The following is a 20,956-nucleotide window of genomic DNA, read 5'->3' as shown; positions in this document are numbered from 1 at the left end:
GCACGAGGCATACACTCGAGGCGCAGTCAGCGCATCCCAGAGACCCCTGAGGAGTCATGATGGCGAACCCGAACAGCTTCGGCAGCAAGGACACGCTGTCGGTCGGCGGCACCGATTACACGGTGTACCGGATCGACACGGTGGAAGGCCACGAGCGGCTGCCGTTCAGCCTCAAGGTGCTGCTCGAGAACCTGCTCCGCACCGAGGACGGCGCGAACGTCACGCGCGAGCAGATCCAGGCCCTCGGCTCGTGGGACGCCGACGCCGACCCGAGCGTCGAGATCCAGTTCTCGCCGGCGCGCGTCGTCATGCAGGACTTCACCGGCGTGCCCTGCATCGTCGACCTCGCCACCATGCGCGAGGCCGTCGCAGAGCTGGGCGGCGACCCCAAGAAGATCAACCCGCTCGCGCCCGCCGAGCTCGTCATCGACCACTCCGTCATCGCCGACCTCTTCGGCACGCCCGACGCGTTCGAGCGCAACGTCGAGATCGAGTACCAGCGCAACGGCGAGCGCTACCAGTTCCTCCGCTGGGGCCAGACGGCGTTCGACGACTTCAAGGTCGTCCCCCCGGGCACCGGCATCGTGCACCAGGTGAACATCGAGAACCTCGCGAAGGTCACCTACTCGCGCACCTTCGGCGGCGAGCTCACCGCCTACCCCGACACCGTCGTCGGCACCGACTCGCACACCACGATGGTCAACGGCCTCGGCGTGCTCGGCTGGGGCGTCGGCGGCATCGAGGCAGAGGCGGCCATGCTCGGCCAGCCCGTCTCGATGCTCATCCCGCGGGTCGTCGGCTTCAAGCTCACCGGCGCCATCCCCCCGGCCGTCACGGCCACGGATGTCGTGCTCACGATCACCGACATGCTCCGCAAGCACGGCGTGGTCGGCAAGTTCGTCGAGTTCTACGGCACGGGCGTCGCCTCGGTGCCGCTCGCGAACCGCGCCACGATCGGCAACATGAGCCCGGAGTTCGGCTCCACCGCCGCGATCTTCCCGGTCGACGACGTCACGCTCGACTACCTGCGCTTCACCGGCCGCACCGAGGAGCAGATCGCGCTCGTCGAGGCCTACTCGAAGCAGCAGGGCCTCTGGCACGACCCCGCGGTAGAGCCGACGTTCTCGGAGTACATGGAGCTCGACCTGTCCACGGTCGTGCCGTCGATCGCCGGCCCGAAGCGCCCGCAGGACCGCATCGAGCTGACGAACGCGAAGCAGCAGTTCTCCGCCGACCTGGTGAACTACGCCACGGCGCCCGAGCAGGCACCGGTCCCCGAGAAGGACGTCGTCGACGAGGCCGTGGAGGACACCTTCCCGGCATCCGACCCCGCCTCGTTCTCGGCCGACACCGACGAGGAGCTCGTCGCGCCGACGCCCGCCGTGCCGGTGGGGGCGCCGACGCCGTCGCGCATCTCGCAGCCCGTGCAGGTCGAGGTCGATGGCGAGACCTTCGAGCTCGACCACGGCCACGTGGCGATCGCGGCGATCACGTCGTGCACGAACACGTCGAACCCGTCGGTCATGCTCGCCGCGGGCCTGCTCGCGCGCAACGCGGTCGAGCGCGGCCTCAGCTCGAAGCCGTGGGTCAAGACGACGATGGCGCCGGGCTCGAAGGTGGTCACCGACTACTACGAGAAGGCCGGCCTGTGGGGCGACCTCGAGTCGCTCGGCTTCTACCTCGTCGGCTACGGCTGCACGACGTGCATCGGCAACTCGGGCCCGCTGAAGGAGGAGATCTCGGCGTCGGTGAACGACAACGACCTCGCCGTCACCGCCGTGCTCTCGGGCAACCGCAACTTCGAGGGCCGCATCAACCCCGACGTGAAGATGAACTACCTCGCGTCGCCGCCGCTGGTGATCGCCTACGCGCTCGCCGGCACGATGGACTTCGACTTCGACCACCAGCCGCTCGGCAAGGGCAAGGACGGCCAGGACGTGTTCCTCGCCGACATCTGGCCCTCCGCCGAGGAGGTGCAGGCGACGATCGACTCGTCGATCGACACCGAGATGTTCACGACCCAGTACGCCGCGGTCTTCGACGGCGACGAGCGGTGGCAGAACCTGCCGACGCCCGCTGGTGACGTGTTCGAGTGGGATGCGTCGTCGACGTACGTGCGGAAGCCCCCGTACTTCGACGGCATGACGATGGAGACGACCCCGGTCGCCGACATCACCGGCGCCCGCGTGCTCGCGAAGCTCGGCGACTCGGTCACGACCGACCACATCTCGCCGGCCGGCAGCATCAAGGCCGACAGCCCCGCGGGCCAGTACCTCACGGAGCACGGCGTCGCGCGCCCGGACTTCAACTCCTACGGCTCGCGCCGCGGCAACCACGAGGTCATGATCCGCGGCACGTTCGCGAACATCCGGCTGAAGAACCTGCTGCTCGACGGCGTGGAGGGCGGCTACACGCGCGACTTCACGACCGACGACGGCGCGCAGTCGTTCATCTACGACGCATCCGCGAACTACCAGGCGCAGAGCACCCCGCTCGTCGTGCTCGGCGGCAAGGAGTACGGCTCGGGCTCGAGCCGCGACTGGGCCGCCAAGGGCACGAGCCTGCTGGGCGTCAAGGCGGTCATCGTGGAGTCGTTCGAGCGCATCCACCGCTCCAACCTCATCGGCATGGGCGTCGTCCCGCTGCAGTTCCCCGCCGGCGAGACCTGGGAGTCGCTCGGCCTCGACGGCACCGAGGAGATCTCGATCACGGGCCTGACGCAGCTCAACGAGGGCGTCACCCCGAAGACGGTGCACGTGGTCGCCACCCCGACGGCGCACAGCCCCGAGGGCAAGCAGCCGGTCGAGTTCGACGCGGTCGTCCGCATCGACACGCCCGGAGAGGCGGACTACTACCGCAACGGCGGCATCCTCCAGTACGTGCTGCGCTCGCTCGTCTGAGCCGACGCGCACAGGAAGGCCCCCTCCCACGGAGGGGGCCTTCCTGGTTGCGGCGACTACGATGGTGGGCCTATGGCGATCCTCGAGCAGATCACGGGTCCGCGCGACCTCGACGGCCTCACCCGCGAGCAGCTGGTCGAGCTCGCGGCGGAGATCCGCGCGTTCCTCATCCGCGAGGTCTCGCGGACCGGCGGGCACCTGGGGCCCAACCTCGGCGTCGTCGAGCTGACGCTCGCCATGCACCGCGTCTTCGACTCGCCCCGCGACGCCTTCGTCTTCGACACCGGCCACCAGTCGTACGTGCACAAGCTGCTCACCGGCCGCCAGGACTTCTCGCGGCTGCGCCAGAAGGGCGGCCTCGCCGGCTACCCGCAGCGCGCCGAGAGCGAGCACGACATCGTCGAGTCGAGCCACGCCTCCTCGTCGCTGTCGTGGGCCGACGGCATCAGCCGCGCCTTCGACATCACGGGCCAGCACGACCGCACGGTCGTCGCGGTGGTCGGCGACGGCGCCCTCACCGGCGGCATGACGTGGGAGGCGCTCAACAACATCTCCGACGACAACCGGCGTCGCCTCGTGATCGTCGTGAACGACAACGGGCGCTCCTACGCGCCGACCATCGGCGGCATGGCGCGCTTCCTCAACGGCGTGCGCACCCAGCGCTCGTACACGAGCCTCCGCGGCACCTCCGAGCGGCTGTTCTCGCGCTTCGGGCACCCGGGCAGGGCCGTCTACCGCGGCGTCCGCGGCGCCACCCACGGCTTCCTCACCCGCTTCGTGAACAACGAGGTGCTCTACTCCAACCTCGACATCAAGTACCTCGGCCCCATCGACGGGCACGACCAGGAGGCGCTCGAGGAGGCGATGCAGCAGGCGCGCGACTTCGGCGCCCCCGTCATCGTGCACGTCATCACGCAGAAGGGGCAGGGCTTCGACCCGGCCATCAACGACGAGGCCGACCAGTTCCACGCGGTCGGGCAGATCGACCCCGAGACGGGGGAGTCGATCGCGAGCGCCGGTCGGCCGTCCTGGACCAGCGTGTTCGCCGACGAGCTCGTCTCGATCGCGCGCGAGGACGACCGGGTGGTCGGGATCACCGCCGCGATGCTGCGCCCGACGGGCCTCGACCGGCTCGCGGCGCTCGACGCCTCGCGCGTGCTCGACGTCGGCATCGCCGAGCAGCACGCCGTGACCACGGCGGCGGGGCTCGCGTTCGGCGGCCTGCACCCGGTCGTCGCGATCTACGCGACCTTCGTGAACCGCGCCTTCGACCAGGTGCTCATGGACGTGGCGCTCCACAAGGCGGGTGTGACGTTCGTGCTCGACCGCGCCGGCGTGACCGGCCCCGACGGCCCGAGCCACCACGGCATGTGGGACCTCGCGCTGCTGCAGTTCGTGCCCGGCATCCGCCTCGCCGCACCGCGCGACGCGGCCCGGCTCGAGGAGGCGCTGCGCGAGGCGGTCGCCGTCGACGACGCGCCCACCGTCATCCGCTACCCGAAGGGCTCGGTGCCCAACCAGCTCGACGCGGTCCGCCGCACCGACGACGGCGTCGACGTGCTGCTCGAGGCGCCGCACCGCGACGTGCTGCTCATCGCCATCGGCGCGTTCGCCCACCTCGCGATGGATGTCGCGCAGCGCGTGCAGGCGCAGGGCATCGGCGTCACCGTCGTCGACCCGCGCTGGGTCGTGCCGGTGCCCGCGTCGATCGTCGAGCTCTCGCGCGACCACCGGATCGTCATCACGCTCGAGGACGGCGTCCGCGTCGGCGGCATCGGCACGCGCGTGCGGCAGGACCTGCGTGCCGCCGGCGTCGACACCCCGGTCGACGAGCTCGGCCTGCCGGATGCGTTCATCGACCACGCGGAGCGCGGCGAGATCCTCGAGGACGCCGGGCTCTCGGCCCAGGTGATCGCTCGCAACATCATCCAGCAGGTGCTCGGCACCGGCCGCGTGCCGATCGCCCGTCCGCTGCCGGACGAGCAGGAGCTGCGGCTCGAGTCGGACGCGAGCGTGCAGGAGCCCGCGGCCGACTGACGTCCTCCACAGCCGCGCAGTCCGCTGGAGCGGCCGCGGTGCCGGATGCGGTTCCATGCCGGGCATGGACGAGATGACCAGATCCGAGGCCGCGCGATCGCGGCTCACCGTCGAGCGGCTGCTCGAGCTGGGCGACCTCCCGATCGACGACGATGCCTCGCTGCTCGAGCGGGCGAGGAGCGTGGTCCGCGAGGGCCTCGTGCGGCGGCTGTGGCTGCTGCTGCTCGACGGCGGCGGGCTGCTCGTGCCGCGCCTCACGCTCATCGACGACACGCCGATCACCCCCGAGGCCGAGGCGCCCGCGGCGCTCAGCAGGATCCTCGGCGGCATCGCCGACGCCGGCTGCTCCGTCGCCGTTGTGCTCGAGCGGCCGGGGCCGCCGTGGGCGTCGCCCGACGACTGGGCGTGGCACGACGCGCTGCGGCGCGCCGGGGCGGCGCACGAGGGCACGCTCCGGGCGGTGCTGCTCGCGCACAGCGGCGGCGTCGACCTGCTCGGCGACAGGACCGCCGACGGGTGACCGCACCGCTCGCCGTGCGGCCATGGCTACGCCGTGCGACGCTGGAGGCATGCGCGCTCCCGGATCCGATGACGTGGGATCCGACCTCGTCGTGACGCCGACGCTGTCGATCCCCGCGTCGGAGCTGCGCTGGCGCTTCTCGCGCTCGTCGGGGCCGGGCGGGCAGCACGTCAACACCTCCGACAGCCGGGTGCAGCTCTCGTGGAGCGTCGCGGACTCGACGGCGGTCTCCGAGGAGCAGCGGGCGACGCTCCTCGCCCGCCTCGCCGCGCGGCTCGTCGACGGCGCCCTCACGGTGACGGCATCGACCGAGCGGTCCCAGCTGCGCAACCGGGTGATCGCGTCAGGCAGGCTGGCGGCGCTGCTGGCCGCCGCGCTCGCCCCCGAGGGACCTCGACGCCGCGCGACGACGGCGACCCGTGGCGCGCACCGCCGCAGGCTCGCCGCGAAGCAGCAGCGGTCGGCGACCAAGCAGCAGCGGCGCCGCCCCGACGCCGAGTAGCCCGGCCGCCGACGAGCCAGGCCGCCGACGAGCGCGGCCGGCTCGGTATCGTGGCGGCATGCTCTGGACCGAGGCCGACACCGCCGCGCGCATCGCGGTGCCCGACGCCTTCGCCGACAAGCACCGCCGCGGGGTGCTGGGCGCGATCGTCGGATCGGAGCGCTACCCGGGCGCTGCCGTGCTCGGCGTGGAGGCCGCGCATCGCACGGGGCTCGGCATGGTGCGGCTCATCGCTCCGCGCCGCGTCGAGGACCTCGTGCTCGCGCGCAGACCGGAGGTCGTGACGGGCGACGGCCGCGTCGAGGCCTGGCTGGTCGGCAGCGGCCAGGACGCGCGGCTGCGGTCGCCGTCGCTCGCCGCGACGCTCCATGCGGCGCTCGGCAGCGGGGCGCCGATCGTGCTCGACGCGGGCGCCCTCGACCTCGCCGCGCAGGCCGCCGGCGCCGCCGTCGTCACCCCGCACCACGGGGAGCTCGTCCGCATGCTCGCGCACGTCGGGATCGAGACGCACGCGGATGCCGTGCGAGGTGCCCCCGCCGAGTGGGCGGGGCGCGCCGCAGAGTCCTTCGACGCGGTCGTGCTGCTGAAGGGCGCCGAGAGCGTCGTGGCAGCCCCCGACGGGAGCGTCATCCGGCTGCCGCCCGCCACCCACTGGCTCGCGACCGCCGGCTCCGGCGACGTGCTCGCCGGCATCCTCGGCGCGCTCGTCGCGACGCACGCGGGCGAGGTGCACGCCGACGCTGCCAGGCTCGCCGAGCTCGCCGCCTCCGCGGCCGTCGTGCACAGCCTCGCGGCAGCACGCGCGAGCGGCGGGGGACCGCTCGTCGCCCTCGACGTCGCCGAAGCCGTGCCCGCGACGATCGCGGCGCTGCTCGCCGCCTGACGGGCGCTGCATCGTCAGGCGGCGAGCCGTCAGGCCGCGCGCAGGAAGCCCGTCAGCACGAGCTCGCGGACGCGCGGCAGCAGGTCCGCCGCCAGGATCGGCTCGTCGACCTCCAGCAGGCCCGCGATCGCGCCGATGAGCACGCCCACCGGCAGCTCGCCGTCGCACGCGCCCACGAGCGCCGCGAGCGCGGTGTCGACCGAGAGGGTGCGGCCGAGCGCGCCGCCCTGGCGCAGCTCGATGACGTTCGGCCCCGCGGCGCCCGGCAGCTGGTGGTGCGCCTCCGTGACGTCGGGCGCACGCTCGAGGCGCTCGAGGGCGAGGGCGCCGTCGTCGAGCCCGGCGAGCCAGGCGGCCGCGTCGAACGCCGCCGCGAGGTGCGCGCCCGCGTGCTCGAGCGCGATCGCCTGCGGCAGCCGCTCGAAGCGGTCGAGACTCGCGCCGCCGGTCGCGGGCAGGCGCAGCGCCAGCCAGCCCATGCCGACGGCCGAGACCCCGCGCGCCTCGAAGTCGTCGAGCCAGGCGTCGAGCAGCGCGTCGTGCGCCTCGTCGCGGGGGAGCGTGCCGCCGTCGCGCAGCCACAGCTCGGCGTAGCGCACCGGATCGAGCGACTCGCGCTCGATCGCCCATGCGTCGAGCCCGGCTGCCCACGCCCGCACCCGGTCGATGCCTGCCTCGTCGGCGACCGTCTCCCAGTTGCCGAGCAGCCGTGCGTCGCCGCCCGGCGCGAGATGCGCGGCGAGGCCGCCCACCACTGCCGCCATGAGCCCGTCACCGGTCGCGCCGCCGTCGCGGTACTCGTAGGCCGGCACGCCCTCGGCGCGCGGGGTGATGACGAAGGGCGGGTTGGAGGCGATGAGGTCGAAGCGCTCGCCGGCCACCGGCGCGAAGAGCGACCCGAGCCGCGTCTCGATGCCGTCGACGCCGTTCAGCCGGGCGTTGAGGCCGGTGAACCAGAGCGCGCGCTCCGAGATGTCGGTCGCCACGACGCGCGACGCGAGCCGTCGCAGGTGCAGCGCGATGACGCCGCAGCCCGTGCCGAGGTCGAGCGCGCGGTCGACGGGGAGGGGCGGCAGCAGCGACGCGAGCGTGCGGGCGGCGCCGCCGACGCCGAGCACGTGGTCGGGGCGCAGCGGTGCGACGCCCGCGAGCTCGTCGAGGTCGCTCGCGATCCACCACTCGCCCTTGCCGAGCGCGTCGCGGAACGCATGCGGACGGATGGCGACGAGCGGCGCGACCAGCGGCACCCGCCCGGCGCGGCGCCCGACGATGCCGAGCGCGAGGGCGCCGTCGACGCCCATGGCGGGCAGCGCCTCCGCCATCGCGGCCTCCGGCACGGGGTCGCCGAGCACGAACGCCTGCAGCAGCGTCGAGCGCGCACCGGGCCGACGCAGCGCCGCCCGGCGCGCCGGCTCGGCCACCATGCGGGCGAGCGCCGCGTCGGCGTCGTCGCCGACGAGCGCACGGACGCCCTCGCTCGTGAGCCCCGCTGCAGCGAGGTCACGGGCGAGGGCGTCGATGGCGGCGTGCATCCCGCCAGTCTGCCGGATGCGGCCGGTCAGGCCTTCGGCCCGGCGACGCGGGGGTCGTGGAAGGTGCCGCCGAAGACCCGCTCGGAGGCGCCGACCCGGTCGAGGTACGGCGTGATCCCGCCCATGTGGAAGGGCCACCCGGCGCCGAGGATCATGCAGAGGTCGATGTCCTCCGCGGCCTCGACGACTTGCGTCTCGAGCATCCGCTTGATCTCGTCGGCGAGGCCGTCCTCGATCCGCAGCCGCAACTCGTCGACCGAGAGCGCGACCGCACCCGCGGGCCTGTGCTTCGCGACGATTTTGCGGGCCCGCTTGTCGATGCCCTTCGGCTCGCCCTTGCCGTCCTTCTCGAGCAGCACGCCCTCGGCGGCGAGCTCGTGGAGCGCCGGCGACTCGAAGAAGCGGTCGGGGAAGGCGCCGTGGTGGGTGTCGAGCACGTGCGCGCCGACCTTGAGCCCGACGAGGTCGAGCAGCACGAACGGGTCCATCGGGAAGCCGAACGCGCGCTGCGCGGCGACGACGTCCTCGAACGACGAGCCCTGCTCGACGGCGTGCATCGCCTCGCCGAGCAGCTTGGCGAGCACCCGGTTGACCACGAAGCCGGGGGTGTCGCGCGTGATGACCGCGTTCTTCCTGAGGTCCTTCGCCACCCGCATCGCGGTCGCGAGGGTCGCGTCGTCGGTGGCCGGCGTGTTGACGACCTCGATGAGCGGCATGACGGCGACCGGGTTGAAGAAGTGGAAGCCGACCAGGCGCTCCGGGTGGGCGAGCTTCGCACCGATCTGCTCGACCGAGAGGCTCGACGTGTTCGTCGCCATGACGGCCGTCTCGGAGAGGTGCGGCTCGACCTCGGCGAACACCTGCTGCTTGACGCCGAGCTCCTCGAAGACCGCCTCGATGACCCAGTCGCAATCGGCGAAGTCGGCCTTGTCGACCGTGCCGGAGATGAGCGCGGTGAGGCGCTTGCCCTCGTCGTCCGAGATGCGGCCCTTGCCGACGAGCGTGGTGATCTCGCGGCGGATGCCGGCGACGGCCGTGTCGACGCGGGCCTGGTCGAGGTCGGTGATGACGACCGGCACCTGCAGGCGGCGCACGAACAGCAGCGCGAACTGGCTGGCCATGAGGCCGGCGCCGATGATGCCGACCTTCGTGACCGGCTTCGCGAGCGCCTTGTCGGGCGCGCCCGCCGGGCGCTTCGCCCGCTTCTGCACGAGGTTGAACGCGTAGATCGATGCCGCGAACTGGTCGCCGCCGCTCAGCTCGGCGATCGCGTCGTCCTCGGCGGCGAAGCCGAGCGAGCGGTCGTTCTTCCGCGCGAGCTCGAGCAGGTCGAGGGCGCGGTAGGGCGACTGCGGGACCGTGCCGAGCTTCTTCTCGACCGTCTCGCGCGCGATGCGCACCGCGATCGGCCACTTCACCGCGCGCTCGATGGCGCCCGGGACGTGCGGTCGGTCGACCTTCTTGCCGCCGAGCACCTCGTCGGCCCAGCGGATCGACGACTCGAGGAACGTGGCAGGGACGAACATCGCGTCGGCGATGCCGAGCTCGAGCGCCTCCGCGGGCTTCAGCACGCGGTTCTGCTTGAGCGGGTTCTCGATCACGACCTTGAGCGCGCGCTCGATGCCGATGAGGTTCGGCAGGATCGTCGCGCCGCCCCAGCCGGGGACGAGCCCGAGGAAGACCTCGGGCAGGCCGACCGCGGGCGCCGCGGCGTTGATCGTGCGGTAGTCGGCGTTCAGCCCGATCTCGAGCCCTCCGCCGAGCGCGAGGCCGTTGATGAAGACGAACGTCGGCACGGGCGCCTGGTGCAGCAGGCCGAGCACGCGGTGGCCGAGGCGGGGCAGCTCGGCCGCCGTCGCACGGTCGGGGATGTCGGCCACGTTGCTGAGGTCGACGCCCGCCGCGAGGAAGTAGGGCTTGCCGGTGACCGCGATGGCGTCGATCTCGCCCTTCGCGGCGCGGTCGCGCTGCGCCTCGAGGGTGTCGCCGAGCTCGAAGAGCGTGGCGGGGCCGAGCGTCGACGGGCGCGTGTGGTCGCGGCCGTTGTCGAGCGTGATGAGGGCCATCGTGCGCCCGGAGCGCAGCGCGATGTCGCGCACGTGGCTGTGCGTGATGACCTCGTCGAGCTCGGCGGCGGCCAGCAGGGGGAACTCGTCGCGGACGGCCATCAGATGCCCTTCCCGTAGCGCTTGTGGTTGGGGTTCTCCCAGATGACGGTGCCGCCCTGGCCGAGGCCGACGCACATCGCCGTGATGCCGAAGCGCACGTCGGGGCGCTGCTCGAACTGGCGCGCGAGCTGCAGCATGAGGCGCACCCCGGAGGAGGCGAGCGGGTGGCCGATCGCGATCGCGCCGCCCCACGGGTTGATGCGGGGATCGTCGTCGTCGATGCCGAAGTGGTCGGTGAAGGCGAGCACCTGCACCGCGAACGCCTCGTTCAGCTCGAAGAGGCCGATGTCCGAGATGTCGAGGCCCGCCTTGCGCAGCGCCTTCTCGGTCGACGGCACCGGGCCGATGCCCATGATGTCGGGGTCGACGCCCGCGAACGCGAACGAGACCATGCGCATCCTGGTCGCCAGGCGGAGCTCCTTCGCCGCCGACGACGAGGCGACGATCGACATCGTCGCGCCGTCGTTGAGGCCGGATGCGTTGCCGGCCGTCACGCGGCCGTGGTCGCGGAACGGCGTCTTGAGCGCCGCGAGGCCCTCCATCGTCGTGCCGGGGCGCGGCGCCTCGTCTGCGGTGGCGAGCCCCCAGCCCTCTGCCGTCTGCGTCGCGACCGGGACGAGGTCGTGCTGGATGTGCCCGGCCTCGAGCGCGGCGGCGTACTTGTGCTGCGACGCCATCGCGTAGCGGTCGGACCGCTCCTTCGTCAGGTGCGGGTAGCGGTCGTGGATGCGCTCTGCCGTCTTGCCCATGTTGAGCGCGTCCATCGAGACCAGCTTCTCGGCGACGAAGCGAGGGTTCGGGTCGGCGTCGAGGCCCATCGGGTGGCGGCCCATGTGCTCGACGCCACCGGCGATCGCGACGTCGTAGGCGCCGAAGGCGATGCCGCCCGCGACGGTCGTGACGGCCGTCATGGCGCCGGCGCACATGCGGTCGAGCGCGTAGCCCGGCACGGTGACGGGGAGGCCGGCGAGCATGCCGACGGTGCGGCCGAGCGTGAGGCCCTGGTCACCCGTCTGCGTCGTCGCGGCGATCGCGACGTCGTCGATGCGGTCGAGCGGCAGGCTCGGGTTCCGCTCGAGCAGACCGGTGAGCGCCTTGACCGCGAGGTCGTCCGCTCGGGTCTGCCAGTACATGCCCTTCTCGCCCGCGCGCCCGAATGGGGTGCGGACGCCGTCCACGAACACGACGTCGTCGTCAGCCACGATGCCTCCTGATTGGGGGTGATTGCGGCATCAGTGTAGGAATGCGCGCCGAGGGCGCGCTCCGCGGTTGCCGCTTCCTACGAGGGGGCGTCGGCGGGGTCGGGACCGGCTTGGTCGGCCTCTACAAATGCAGCAGCGATCCTCTGTGCAGTCGCGGCAACCTGCCAGGGCCGTGCATCGCGCTCCCGGAGCGCCTCGGCGACCGCCTCGGGGGTCGACTCGACGCGCTCCCATGCGAGGCGGCGGATCGTGTCGGGCGCCAGCAGGTTCTCGGCCGGCATCGACAGCTCCTCGGCCGCGGCCTGCACGGCCGCGCGGGCGTGCTTGAGCCGCACGTCGGCCTCGGGCTTGCGCGAGCGCCAGAAGCGCGGGGGCGGCGGCTCGTCGGACCTCGCCCGCAGCGCGGGAGGATCGTCCGTGGCGCGGCCGGCCTCGATGGCGGCCCACCAGCGGTCGAGCTCGCTGCGGCTCGCGCGGCCGGTGAAGTCCTTGCGCGCCGCGAGGCGGCCCTTGGCGTCGACATCGGCGAGCGCGGCGGCGAGCAGCGACCGATCGGGCACGAGCCGGCCGGGCGCGGTGTCGGTGGAGCGCGCGAGCTCGTCGCGGGCGAGCCACAGCTCGCGCGCGACGGCGAGCTGCCGTCGGTCGCGGATCGCCTGGATGCCGGAGAGCCGGCGCCACGGCTCGGCAGCCGGCGGCTTGGGACGGCGCTCGAGCGCGTAGGCGAACTCCTGCGCCGCGAGCTCCTCCTTGCCCTGCCGGGCGAGCTCCTCGGCGAGCGCGTCGCGCGCATCCGGCAGCACCTCGACGTCGAGCGCGGCGTACTCGAGCCAGGAGCGGGGGATCGGCCGGGTCGACCAGTCTGCCGCGCCGTGCTCCTTGCGGAGGCTCAGCCCGACGAGCCGCTCGGTGACCGCGGCGAGGCCGACGCGCTCGAAGCCGGCGAGGCGGGCGCCGAGCTCGGTGTCGAAGAGGGTGGCGGGCTCGAGGCCCACCTCGCGCAGGCACGGCAGGTCCTGGCTCGCGGCGTGGATGATCCACTCCTCGCCGCCGATCGCGTCCTGGAGCGGCGAGAGGTCGTCGATCGTCGTCGGGTCGACGAGCACGGTGCCCGCGCCGCGGCGGTGCAGCTGCACGAGGTACGCCCGCTGCGAGTAGCGGAAGCCGCTCGCCCGCTCCGCGTCGACGGCGACCGGCCCCGTGCCGGCCGCGAGCCGATCGGCTGCCTCCCGCAGGGCATCCGGGTCGGCGATGACGTCGAAGGGACCCTCCGCGACGGCCTCGCGCAGCTCAGCCACGCGTGCGCCTGTGCGCGTCGAGGCCCGTGGCGCCGGGCTGCACCGGGAGGCCCGCGATGGCGCAGAGCAGGTCGGTCCAGGCGGTGAGGTGGGCGCCGAAGTCGTGACCGGTGGGCGTCCAGGATGCGCGGAGCTCGATCTGCGCGCCATCGCCCTGCGCGGCGAGCTCGCCGAAGCCGCTCGAGAGGATCTTCGTCGCGGTGCCCGACTCCGAGTGGTGCTCGGCGCCGCGCTGCTCGAGCGCCTCGAGCAGGTAGGTCCAGGTGACCTCGGCGAGGAACGGGTCGACGCCGATCTCGGGATCCTGCGACGCCTGCGTGAAGCTCACGATGCGGAAGTCGCCGCCCCAGGCCTCGGGCTCCTCGGGGTCGTGCATGAGGATGAAGCGGCCGGTGCCGAGGTCGGAGTCGTGCCCGTGGCTCGTCACGCCGACGTCGGCCGCGATCGCGAAGGAGTGCGGCGCGATGCGCCCGGGTGCCGGGATCTCGCGCACCGACAGCTCGGAGCGGAGCTCCGCGCGCCGCAGCTGGTCGACGGCAGCGCGGAACGCCTCGGGTTCGGGGGCGGGGGCTCCACTGCTCGTGTCCACCCGGCAAGACTACGATTCCCCCGTGACCACCCGAGCGAGGCGCGCCGCCACCGCCCCCGCGCCCGCCGCCCGGCGTGCCACCCGCGCCTCCCGCCGCGCCGGCGCGATCGCGCTCGCCGGGGCCGGCGTGCTCGTCGCGGGCGCAGGCCTCGCCATCACCGGTGCCTCGGCGGTGCTCGCGTCGATGCTCGTCACGCCGCCGCGCACGCAGCCCGACGACATCCGGATCCTCGGCGTCGACGCGCGCGGCGTGCGGCTCGGCCGCACGCCGGACACCGGGCTGCCGGGCACGTACGCGCTGTGGGTGGGGGAGCGGCACGCGGTGCTCGGCCCCGTGGTCGCGGAGGACGCGGACAGCGTCACCCGCGCGATCGACGAGCCCGCGCGCGAGCTGCTCGCCGGGGCGACGAGCGCCCGCTGGTCCGGATATGTGCTGCACCTGCCGCAGGAGGTGACCGACGACGTCGAGCGCGTCGACGTGCCGACCGAGCTGGGGCTCGCGCCCGCGTGGATCATGGGCGATCAGGAGGCGCACACCTGGTGCATCCAGGTGCACGGCCGCGGCGTCACGCGACGCGAGACCATCCGTGCCGTGCCGGCGTTCCTCGAGCGCGGCATCCCCTGCATGGCCGTCTCCTACCGCAACGACACCGAGGCGCCGCCGAGCCGCGACGGCAAGTTCCGGCTGGGCCTCGACGAGTGGCGCGACGTCGACGATGCGATCGGCTTCGCGGTCGCCCGCGGCGCGCGGCACATCGTGCTCATGGGGTGGTCGATGGGCGGGCAGATCGCGCTGCAGGTGGCGCGCCGCTCCCGCCACCGCCGACGCATCGTGGCGATCGTGCTCGACTCGCCGGTGGTGCGGTGGCAGCCGACCCTGCGCCTGCAGGTCGCGCTGGTGCGGAAGCCGGCATGGCTCGTCGACACGGCGATCGGCCTGCTCGAGTCGCCCGCGGCACTGCTCTCCGGCAGCCGCAGCCTCGACTTCGACGAGCTCGACAACGTGCTGCACGCGGATGCGCTGACGCAGCCGATCCTGCTGCTCCACTCCGCCGACGACGGCTTCGTGCCGCCGGACGCCTCGCGAGCGCTCGCCGAGGCGCGTCCCGACATCGTCGACTACCGCGAGTGGCGCACGGCGCGGCACACGAAGCTGTGGAACCTCGACCGGGCGCGCTACCTGCGCGAGCTGGGCGGCTGGCTCGACGAGCGGGGCATCGCCGCGTTCGACTGACGGGGCGCCCCGTCCGGTCCTCCGAGTGGTCGCTGGTGGCGGTGCGGGACTTCGATTGGTCGCTCGTGGTGGTCCACGGGGGCGCTGAGCAGCCACTGGCGACCAATCGATCACCCGCGGGGGCGGGAGCGACCAAACGAGAACCCGCGGCGTGCGGCAGCGACCAATCGAGGACTCGTCGGCAGCGCGAGCGAGCGGTCGATCAGCGGGCCGCGGCGCGCTCCCGCACCTGGCGCTGGATGCGCCCCAGCATGCCGGCCATGCCGCGCAGGCGCAGCGGCGAGACGACGCGGTCGAGCCCGAGGAGGCGCGGCATGTCGGTCGGCACCGCGAGCGCCTCGTCGGCGCTCGCGCCCTCGAGGCCCTGCGCGAGGATCGACGCGAACCCGCGGGTGGTCGGCGACTCCGCCGGAGCGGTCGCGTGCACATGCACGCGCTCGTCGACCTCGACGAAGAGGAACACCGGCGACTGGCACTCGGCGACGCGCTCGAGCAGGTCGGGGTGGTCGGCGTAGCGCTGCGGCAGCTCGGGCAGCTCGTCGGCGAACTCGAGCAGCAGCTGCAGCCGGTCGCCCTCCTCCATCGCCTGGAAGTCGTCGACCGTCCGCTGCAGGGCGGGGGTGAGCGTCATCGAGCCGGCACCTCGCCGGGCTCGGCGCCGACGGCGATCGGCACGCCCACGAGCGAGCCCCACTCCGTCCACGAGCCGTCGTAGTTGCGCACGCCCGGCAGGCCGAGCAGGTGGGTGAGCACGAACCAGGTGTGGCTCGAGCGCTCGCCGATGCGGCAGTAGGCGATGACGTCGTCGGCGCCGCGGAGCCCCGCACCGTCGAGGTAGATCGCCTCGAGCTCGGCGCGCGAGCGGAAGGTGCCGTCCTCGTTCACGGCGCGGCCCCACGGCACGCTCGCCGCGGTGGGGATGTGCCCCGCCCGCAGCGCGCCCTCCTCCGGGTAGGCCGGCGCGGTCGTGCGCTCGCCCGAGTACTCCTCGGGGCTGCGCACGTCGACGAGCGGCCGGCCGAGGTGCGCGAGCACGTCGTCGCGGAACGCGCGCAGCGTGCGGTCGTCGCGCTCGACGACCGGCACATCCACGGCGGGACGCCTCGCGGGCTCGCGGGTGAGCTCGCGGCCCTCGGCGATCCAGGCATCCCGGCCGCCGTCCATGATGCGGGTGCGGTCGTGGCCGTACAGGGCGAAGACCCAGAGCGCGTAGGTGGCCCACCAGTTCGCCTTGTCGCCGTAGAACACGACGGTCGAATCGCGGCCGATGCCCTTGCGGCGCAGCAGGTCGGCGAACGCCTCCGCGGAGATGTAGTCGCGCTGCACCGGGTCGTTGAGCTCGGTGTGCCAGTCGACCTTGACGGCGCCCGGGATGTGGCCGACCTCGTAGAGCAGCACGTCCTCGTCCGACTCGACGATGACGACGTCCGGATCGTCGAGGTGCGCCGCGACCCACGCCGTGGAGACCAGGCGGTCGGGGGCTGCGTACTCGGCGAAGCGGGGCTCGGACTCGGTCACGGCGTCTCCTTCTCCTGGCTCTCGGCCCAGGGGGTTCGTGTGCCTGACTAGGCTCGGTGAGGGGGAACGCCATCCTCCCACCGAATCTTCCCGCCGGCCCTCCCGGCGCCGCCGAAGGAGCGCCCATGCCAGCACCGATCTCGCTCGTCGAGCGCCGACCGCAGGTCGGCGCGGAGCAGATCGTCGCGAGCCTCGTGCCGCCGCCGCAGTTCGACGGCGCGACGTTCGCGTCCTACCGGCCCGACCCCGCGCATCCGTCGCAGGGTGAGGCGCTGCAGCGGATGCAGGAGCTCGTCGAGGCGTGGACGAAGCCGAAGCGCGGCCTGTTCCGGAAGGCGCCGGAGGTGAAGCCCGGCATCTACCTCGACGGCGGGTTCGGCGTCGGCAAGACGCACCTGCTCGCGTCGCTCTGGAAGGCGATGCCCGGTCCGAAGGTCTTCGGCACGTTCATCGAGTACACCGCGCTCGTCGGCGCACTCGGCTACGCCGAGACCGTCCAGCAGCTGCAGGGATCGCGCATCGTCTGCATCGACGAGTTCGAGCTCGACGACCCGGGCGACACGATGGTGATGACGCGCCTGCTCGGCGAGCTCGTCGCGAGCGGCACGAAGCTCGCCGCCACGAGCAACACCCCGCCGAACGCGCTCGGCGATGGCCGCTTCGCCGCTGCCGACTTCCTGCGCGAGATCACCGCGATCGCCGACCGCTTCCAGATCATGCGGATCGACGGCGACGACTACCGCCACCGCGACATCACCGGCCACGCGCCGGTCGTCGCCGACGACGCCGTCGAGACCGAGCTCGCCACGATCGCGGGCGAGACGGCGCTCGACGACTTCGACGCGCTCATCGCGCACCTCGCCCATGTGCACCCGTCGCGCTACATCGGGCTCGTCGAGGGGCTGCGGGGGCTGGGCCTCCGCGGCGTGCGCGTGCTCACCGACCAGAACGACGCGCTGCGCTTCGTCGCGCTCGTCGACCGGCTGTACGACGCGCAGGTGGCCCTGCGGGCGAGCGGCACGAGCCTCGACCTCGTCTTCAGCGAGGAGATGCTGGGCGGCGGCTACCGCAAGAAGTACCTGCGAGCGATCTCGCGGCTCGTCGCGCTCGCGAACGAGTAGCGCCTAGACGCCGTCGGTGCGGTGCAGCTGCTCCTCGGCGTTCAGCGCGCGGATCGCGGCCGTCTCCACCGGCGGGTACCTGCGGTTCAGCACCGTGAGGTAGATCGCGCCGAGCACGGCCGCGATGAGCGAGCCGGCGAGCACGCCGAGCGTGCCCTCGACGATGAGCTCCTCGGTGGTGCGGTGCGCGAGCTCGTTCATGAGCAGGGAGACCGTGAAGCCGATGCCGCCGAGCAGGCTGATGCCGATGAGCTCGCTGAACCGCACGCGCTCGAGCTTCGGCACCCGCAGCGCCGCCTGGCCCAGCAGCCCCGCGGCCGTGATGCCGAAGAGCTTGCCGACCGGCAGCGCGACGACGATCGCCCAGAACACGGGGCTGAGCTCGCTGATCGGCACCTGCGGGATCGCGACCGAGGCCGACGTGAAGGCGAAGAGCGGCAGCACGATGCCGTTCGACAACGGCTCGAGCTTCTCGCGCGCCGACTCCGCGGGCGCGGGGGAGAGCACGAGCCCGAGCGCGACGCCGGCGATCGTGGCGTGGATGCCGCTCGAGGCGACGAGCCACCAGGTGACGAGCGCGACGGCGAGCAGGGCGATCCGCAGCGGCCAGCTCCCGCGCTTCCCCCGGTAGATGCGCCCCAGCAGCCAGAACGCGACGACGCCGATCGCGGCGAGCCCGAGGTGGCCGAACGAGACCGATTCGGTGAAGAAGACGGCGATGAAGAGGATGCCGATGAGGTCGTCGATGACCGCGAGCGCGAGCAGGAGCGCCCGGACGTTGGACGGCAGCCGCTTGCCGACGAGCGCGAGCACGCCGAGCGCGAAGGCGATGTCGGTCGCGGTCGGGATGGGCCAGCCCTGCGCGCCGTCGGAACCGGCGAGGTTGAAGTAGAGGATCGCGGGCACGGCGACGCCGCCGAGCGCGGCGATCGTCGGGACCGCGGCCTTCGAGACGCTCGAGAGGTCGCCCTGCGTGAACTCGTAGCGCAGCTCGATGGCGACGACGAAGAAGAAGACGACCAGCAGGCCGTCGGTGACCCAGTGGGCGGCCGAGAGGTCGAGGCCGAAGACCGAGAAGGGCAGGTGCGCGTGCTTGAGCGCGTCGAGGCCCGGGCCGAGCCCGGTGTTCGCGATCACGAGCCCGAGGATCGCTGCCCCGAGGAGGAGCATCGCCGACACCTGGGGGTTCCGGATCCACGTCATGCCGTCATCCTCCCATCCGGCCAGCACCGGGCCGCACGGCGAAACGCGCCCGAAACACGGGTGCCCATCCGTAACCGTCGCGAAACGTGAGGACGAGGGCTGGTGAAACGGGCCTGGTGCAACCTCAGCAGTAGTCCCACTTCGGATACCCCCAAGGAGCACCTCTCATGGATGCAGGCAGCATCGCCTTCGGTGTCATCGCGACAGCCCTCGTGCTGTTCATGACGCCCGGGCTCGCGTTCTTCTACGGCGGCCTCGTGCGCGCCAAGAGCGTCATCAGCATGATGATGATGTCGTTCGGCGCCATCGGCCTCGTCGGCACCCTCTGGATCCTCTACGGGTTCAACATGGCGGCCGTCGACTCGCCCTTCGCGTTCTCCGGCAACCCGTTCAGCGACTTCGGCCTCGCGGCGCTCGCCGCCGGTGAGAGCGCCAACACCGACCTCGTCGGCGTCGCCTACGGCTCCACCTTCGCGATCATCACGGTCGCCCTCATCTCCGGCGCCATCGCCGACCGCGCCAAGTTCGGCGCCTGGATGCTCTTCGCGGGCGCCTTCGCCACGCTCGGCTACTTCCCGATCGCCGCCTGGGTCTGGGGCGGCGGCTGGGTGTTCTCGCTCGGCGAGCTGCTCGGCCTGCCGGCCGTCATCGACTACGCGGGCGGCACCGCGGTGCACATCAACGCCGGCGCAGCCGCGCTCGCGCTGACCTTCGTCCTCGGCAAGCGCATCGGCTTCACGAAGGGCGCCCACAAGCCGCACAACGTGCCGTTCGTCATCCTCGGCGCGAGCATCCTCTGGTTCGGCTGGTTCGGCTTCAACGTCGGTGCGGAGTGGCTGAACGGCCTCGGCAACGCCGGCCTCATCACGCTCAACACGCTCGGCGCGACCGCTGCAGCGATCTGCGCCTGGCTGCTCGTCGAGAAGTTCAAGGACGGCAAGCCCACGTCGGTCGGCGCCGCCTCCGGTGCCGTCGCGGGCCTCGTCGCCATCACCCCGGCGTGCGCCAACCTGACGCCCGGCTGGGCGCTCCTGCTCGGCGCCATCGCCGGTGCGGTCTGCGCGCTCGCCGTGGAGCTGAAGTGGAAGCTCGGCTTCGACGACTCGCTCGACGTCGTGGGCATCCACCTCGTCGGCGGCCTCATCGGCACGATCTACCTCGGCTTCTTCGCCACCGACACCGGCCTCTTCCTGGGCGGCGGCGCCGGCCAGCTGGCCGTGCAGGTCATCGCCGCGGTGGGCGTGATGGTCTACGCCTTCGTGATCGCCTTCGTCATCGGCTTCGCGATCGAGAAGACGATCGGCTTCCGCGTCAAGAACGAGGACGAGCTGGCCGGTGTCGACCAGACCGTGCACGGCGAGGACGCCTACGGCTACGAGCTCGAGCGCGAGCGCGTCTGACACGCATCACGCAGCGAAGGGGGCCGGCGCGAGCCGGCCCCCTTCCGCGTGCGCTCCGCGTGCACCCTGCGATGGACCCGAAGCCGGATGGTGGACCCCAGATCTGGGGTCCACCATCCGGCATGGGATCCATACGATGCGTCAGAGTGCGACGGCGCCCCGCACCCTGTGGCCGACGGCGATCGACTCGGACGAGATCGCGGATCGGGGCGAGAGCAGCGGCAGCACCGCGAACGCGACCTGCTCGGGCGAGGAGTCGCCGGGCTTGCCCGCCGCCACGTCGGCCTTCGGCGACTCGGTCACCGGGCCGGGGTTCACCACGTTGACGGCCACGCCCGTGCCGGCCAGCTCGTCGGCGAGGCTCTGCGCCGCGATGATGAGGGCGGCGTTCCGCACCGCGCCGGTGATGTTGCCGGTGATGAGCGCGTTCTGGCCGCTCAGGCCGACGATGCGGCCGTAGCCAGCCGCGCGCATGGTCGGGATGACGGCGTTCGCGATGCGCAGGAACGTCATCGCCTTGCCGTCGACGGCAGCGGCCACCTGCGCCGGGTCGCCCTGCTTCGCGGGGTCGAGCGACTGCGCCGGCGGTGCGGCTGCGATCACGAGCGCGTCGATCCGCCCGTGCTGCTCGAGCACGCGGGCGACGGCGGCGTCGACGGATGCGTCGTCCGCCCCGTCGAGGCGGACGTCGGCACCCTCGCCGCGCGCGGCGGTGACGACGGTCGCGCCCTCGGCGCGCGCCGCATCAGCAACCGCGCTGCCGATGAGGCCGGTGCCGCCGACGACGAGGACGACATGGTCGGAGATCTGGAGGTCCATGCCGGCCACGCTAGCGGCGGCACCTCTCGG

General features: G+C 72.8%; 17 protein-coding genes. 8 read left to right on the top strand and 9 right to left on the bottom strand.

From position 1 onward, the window contains the following. Positions 1-56: 56 nt before the first annotated feature. From EDD26_RS12620 to EDD26_RS12600, 5 genes are all read left to right on the top strand, one after another. Positions 57-2,900 carry an aconitate hydratase gene (locus tag EDD26_RS12620; RefSeq protein ID WP_211333865.1) on the top strand — a complete coding sequence of 948 codons (2,844 nt, stop codon included), beginning with the start codon at positions 57-59 and terminating at the stop codon, positions 2,898-2,900. A gap of 72 nt (positions 2,901-2,972) precedes the next feature. Further along, positions 2,973-4,937, top strand: coding sequence for a 1-deoxy-D-xylulose-5-phosphate synthase (gene dxs, locus EDD26_RS12615; protein WP_123698027.1), 1,965 nt, complete (start codon positions 2,973-2,975; stop codon positions 4,935-4,937). Positions 4,938-5,001: 64 nt separating this feature from the next. Then, a complete protein-coding gene (locus EDD26_RS12610; protein ID WP_123698026.1) occupies positions 5,002-5,457 on the top strand; it encodes a hypothetical protein in 456 nt (151 codons plus the stop codon). Positions 5,458-5,506: 49 nt separating this feature from the next. After that, positions 5,507-5,959 carry an alternative ribosome rescue aminoacyl-tRNA hydrolase ArfB gene (gene arfB, locus EDD26_RS12605; protein WP_123698025.1) on the top strand — a complete coding sequence of 151 codons (453 nt, stop codon included), beginning with the start codon at positions 5,507-5,509 and terminating at the stop codon, positions 5,957-5,959. Between the two features lie 58 nt (positions 5,960-6,017). Then, entirely contained in the window at positions 6,018-6,842 is an 825-nt protein-coding gene (locus EDD26_RS12600) for an ADP-dependent NAD(P)H-hydrate dehydratase (protein WP_123698024.1), read from the top strand. A 29-nt stretch (positions 6,843-6,871) separates the two neighbouring features. Here the strand turns inward: EDD26_RS12600 and EDD26_RS12595 are convergent, their stop codons facing one another. From EDD26_RS12595 to EDD26_RS12575, 5 genes are all read right to left on the bottom strand, one after another. Beyond that, on the bottom strand, positions 6,872-8,374 hold the full coding sequence (locus EDD26_RS12595) for a DUF7059 domain-containing protein (RefSeq protein WP_123698023.1): 1,503 nt from the start codon (positions 8,372-8,374) through the stop codon (positions 6,872-6,874). 26 nt (positions 8,375-8,400) lie between these two features. Beyond that, positions 8,401-10,542: a 3-hydroxyacyl-CoA dehydrogenase NAD-binding domain-containing protein gene (locus EDD26_RS12590; RefSeq protein WP_123698022.1), complete on the bottom strand. Its 2,142-nt coding sequence runs from the start codon at positions 10,540-10,542 to the stop codon at positions 8,401-8,403. Next, on the bottom strand, positions 10,542-11,747 hold the full coding sequence (locus EDD26_RS12585) for a thiolase family protein (protein WP_123698021.1): 1,206 nt from the start codon (positions 11,745-11,747) through the stop codon (positions 10,542-10,544). Before EDD26_RS12585 ends, EDD26_RS12590 begins: the two co-directional genes overlap by 1 nt. 74 nt (positions 11,748-11,821) lie before the next feature. After that, the gene (locus tag EDD26_RS12580; RefSeq protein WP_425453448.1) at positions 11,822-13,042 is read right to left on the bottom strand and encodes an HRDC domain-containing protein; all 1,221 of its coding nucleotides are present in this window, start codon (positions 13,040-13,042) and stop codon (positions 11,822-11,824) included. Then, on the bottom strand, positions 13,035-13,631 hold the full coding sequence (locus tag EDD26_RS12575) for a DUF3000 domain-containing protein (protein ID WP_123698020.1): 597 nt from the start codon (positions 13,629-13,631) through the stop codon (positions 13,035-13,037). Before EDD26_RS12575 ends, EDD26_RS12580 begins: the two co-directional genes overlap by 8 nt. A gap of 22 nt (positions 13,632-13,653) precedes the next feature. Here EDD26_RS12575 and EDD26_RS12570 point away from each other — a divergent pair, with 22 nt between their 5' ends. Next, positions 13,654-14,865: an alpha/beta hydrolase family protein gene (locus tag EDD26_RS12570; protein ID WP_123698019.1), complete on the top strand. Its 1,212-nt coding sequence runs from the start codon at positions 13,654-13,656 to the stop codon at positions 14,863-14,865. A gap of 202 nt (positions 14,866-15,067) precedes the next feature. Here EDD26_RS12570 and EDD26_RS12565 read toward each other — a convergent pair whose 3' ends face one another. Both EDD26_RS12565 and EDD26_RS12560 read right to left on the bottom strand, forming a co-directional pair. Beyond that, positions 15,068-15,496, bottom strand: a complete 429-nt coding sequence (locus tag EDD26_RS12565) for a SufE family protein (RefSeq protein ID WP_123698018.1) — start codon at positions 15,494-15,496, stop codon at positions 15,068-15,070. Next, positions 15,493-16,383: a sulfurtransferase gene (locus tag EDD26_RS12560; protein WP_123698017.1), complete on the bottom strand. Its 891-nt coding sequence runs from the start codon at positions 16,381-16,383 to the stop codon at positions 15,493-15,495. The genes EDD26_RS12565 and EDD26_RS12560 overlap by 4 nt, the downstream gene beginning before the upstream one ends. 125 nt (positions 16,384-16,508) lie before the next feature. On the opposite strand from EDD26_RS12560, the gene zapE reads away from it, so the two are divergent. Beyond that, positions 16,509-17,504, top strand: coding sequence for a cell division protein ZapE (gene zapE, locus EDD26_RS12555; RefSeq protein WP_123698016.1), 996 nt, complete (start codon positions 16,509-16,511; stop codon positions 17,502-17,504). A 3-nt stretch (positions 17,505-17,507) separates the two neighbouring features. On the opposite strand, the gene EDD26_RS12550 is transcribed toward zapE, so the two are convergent. After that, positions 17,508-18,707, bottom strand: coding sequence for a Na+/H+ antiporter NhaA (locus EDD26_RS12550; protein ID WP_123698015.1), 1,200 nt, complete (start codon positions 18,705-18,707; stop codon positions 17,508-17,510). A 167-nt stretch (positions 18,708-18,874) separates the two neighbouring features. Here EDD26_RS12550 and EDD26_RS12545 point away from each other — a divergent pair, with 167 nt between their 5' ends. Next, positions 18,875-20,107, top strand: a complete 1,233-nt coding sequence (locus EDD26_RS12545; RefSeq protein ID WP_123698014.1) for an ammonium transporter — start codon at positions 18,875-18,877, stop codon at positions 20,105-20,107. Positions 20,108-20,248: 141 nt separating this feature from the next. Here the strand turns inward: EDD26_RS12545 and EDD26_RS12540 are convergent, their stop codons facing one another. Continuing rightward, on the bottom strand, positions 20,249-20,926 hold the full coding sequence (locus EDD26_RS12540) for an SDR family NAD(P)-dependent oxidoreductase (RefSeq protein WP_123698013.1): 678 nt from the start codon (positions 20,924-20,926) through the stop codon (positions 20,249-20,251). Between the last annotated feature and the right edge of the window lie 30 nt (positions 20,927-20,956).

Source organism: Agrococcus jenensis (assembly GCF_003752465.1).
Classification (GTDB): Bacteria; Actinomycetota; Actinomycetes; order Actinomycetales; family Microbacteriaceae; genus Agrococcus; species Agrococcus jenensis.
This window is presented reverse-complemented; position numbering and strand designations above follow the sequence as displayed.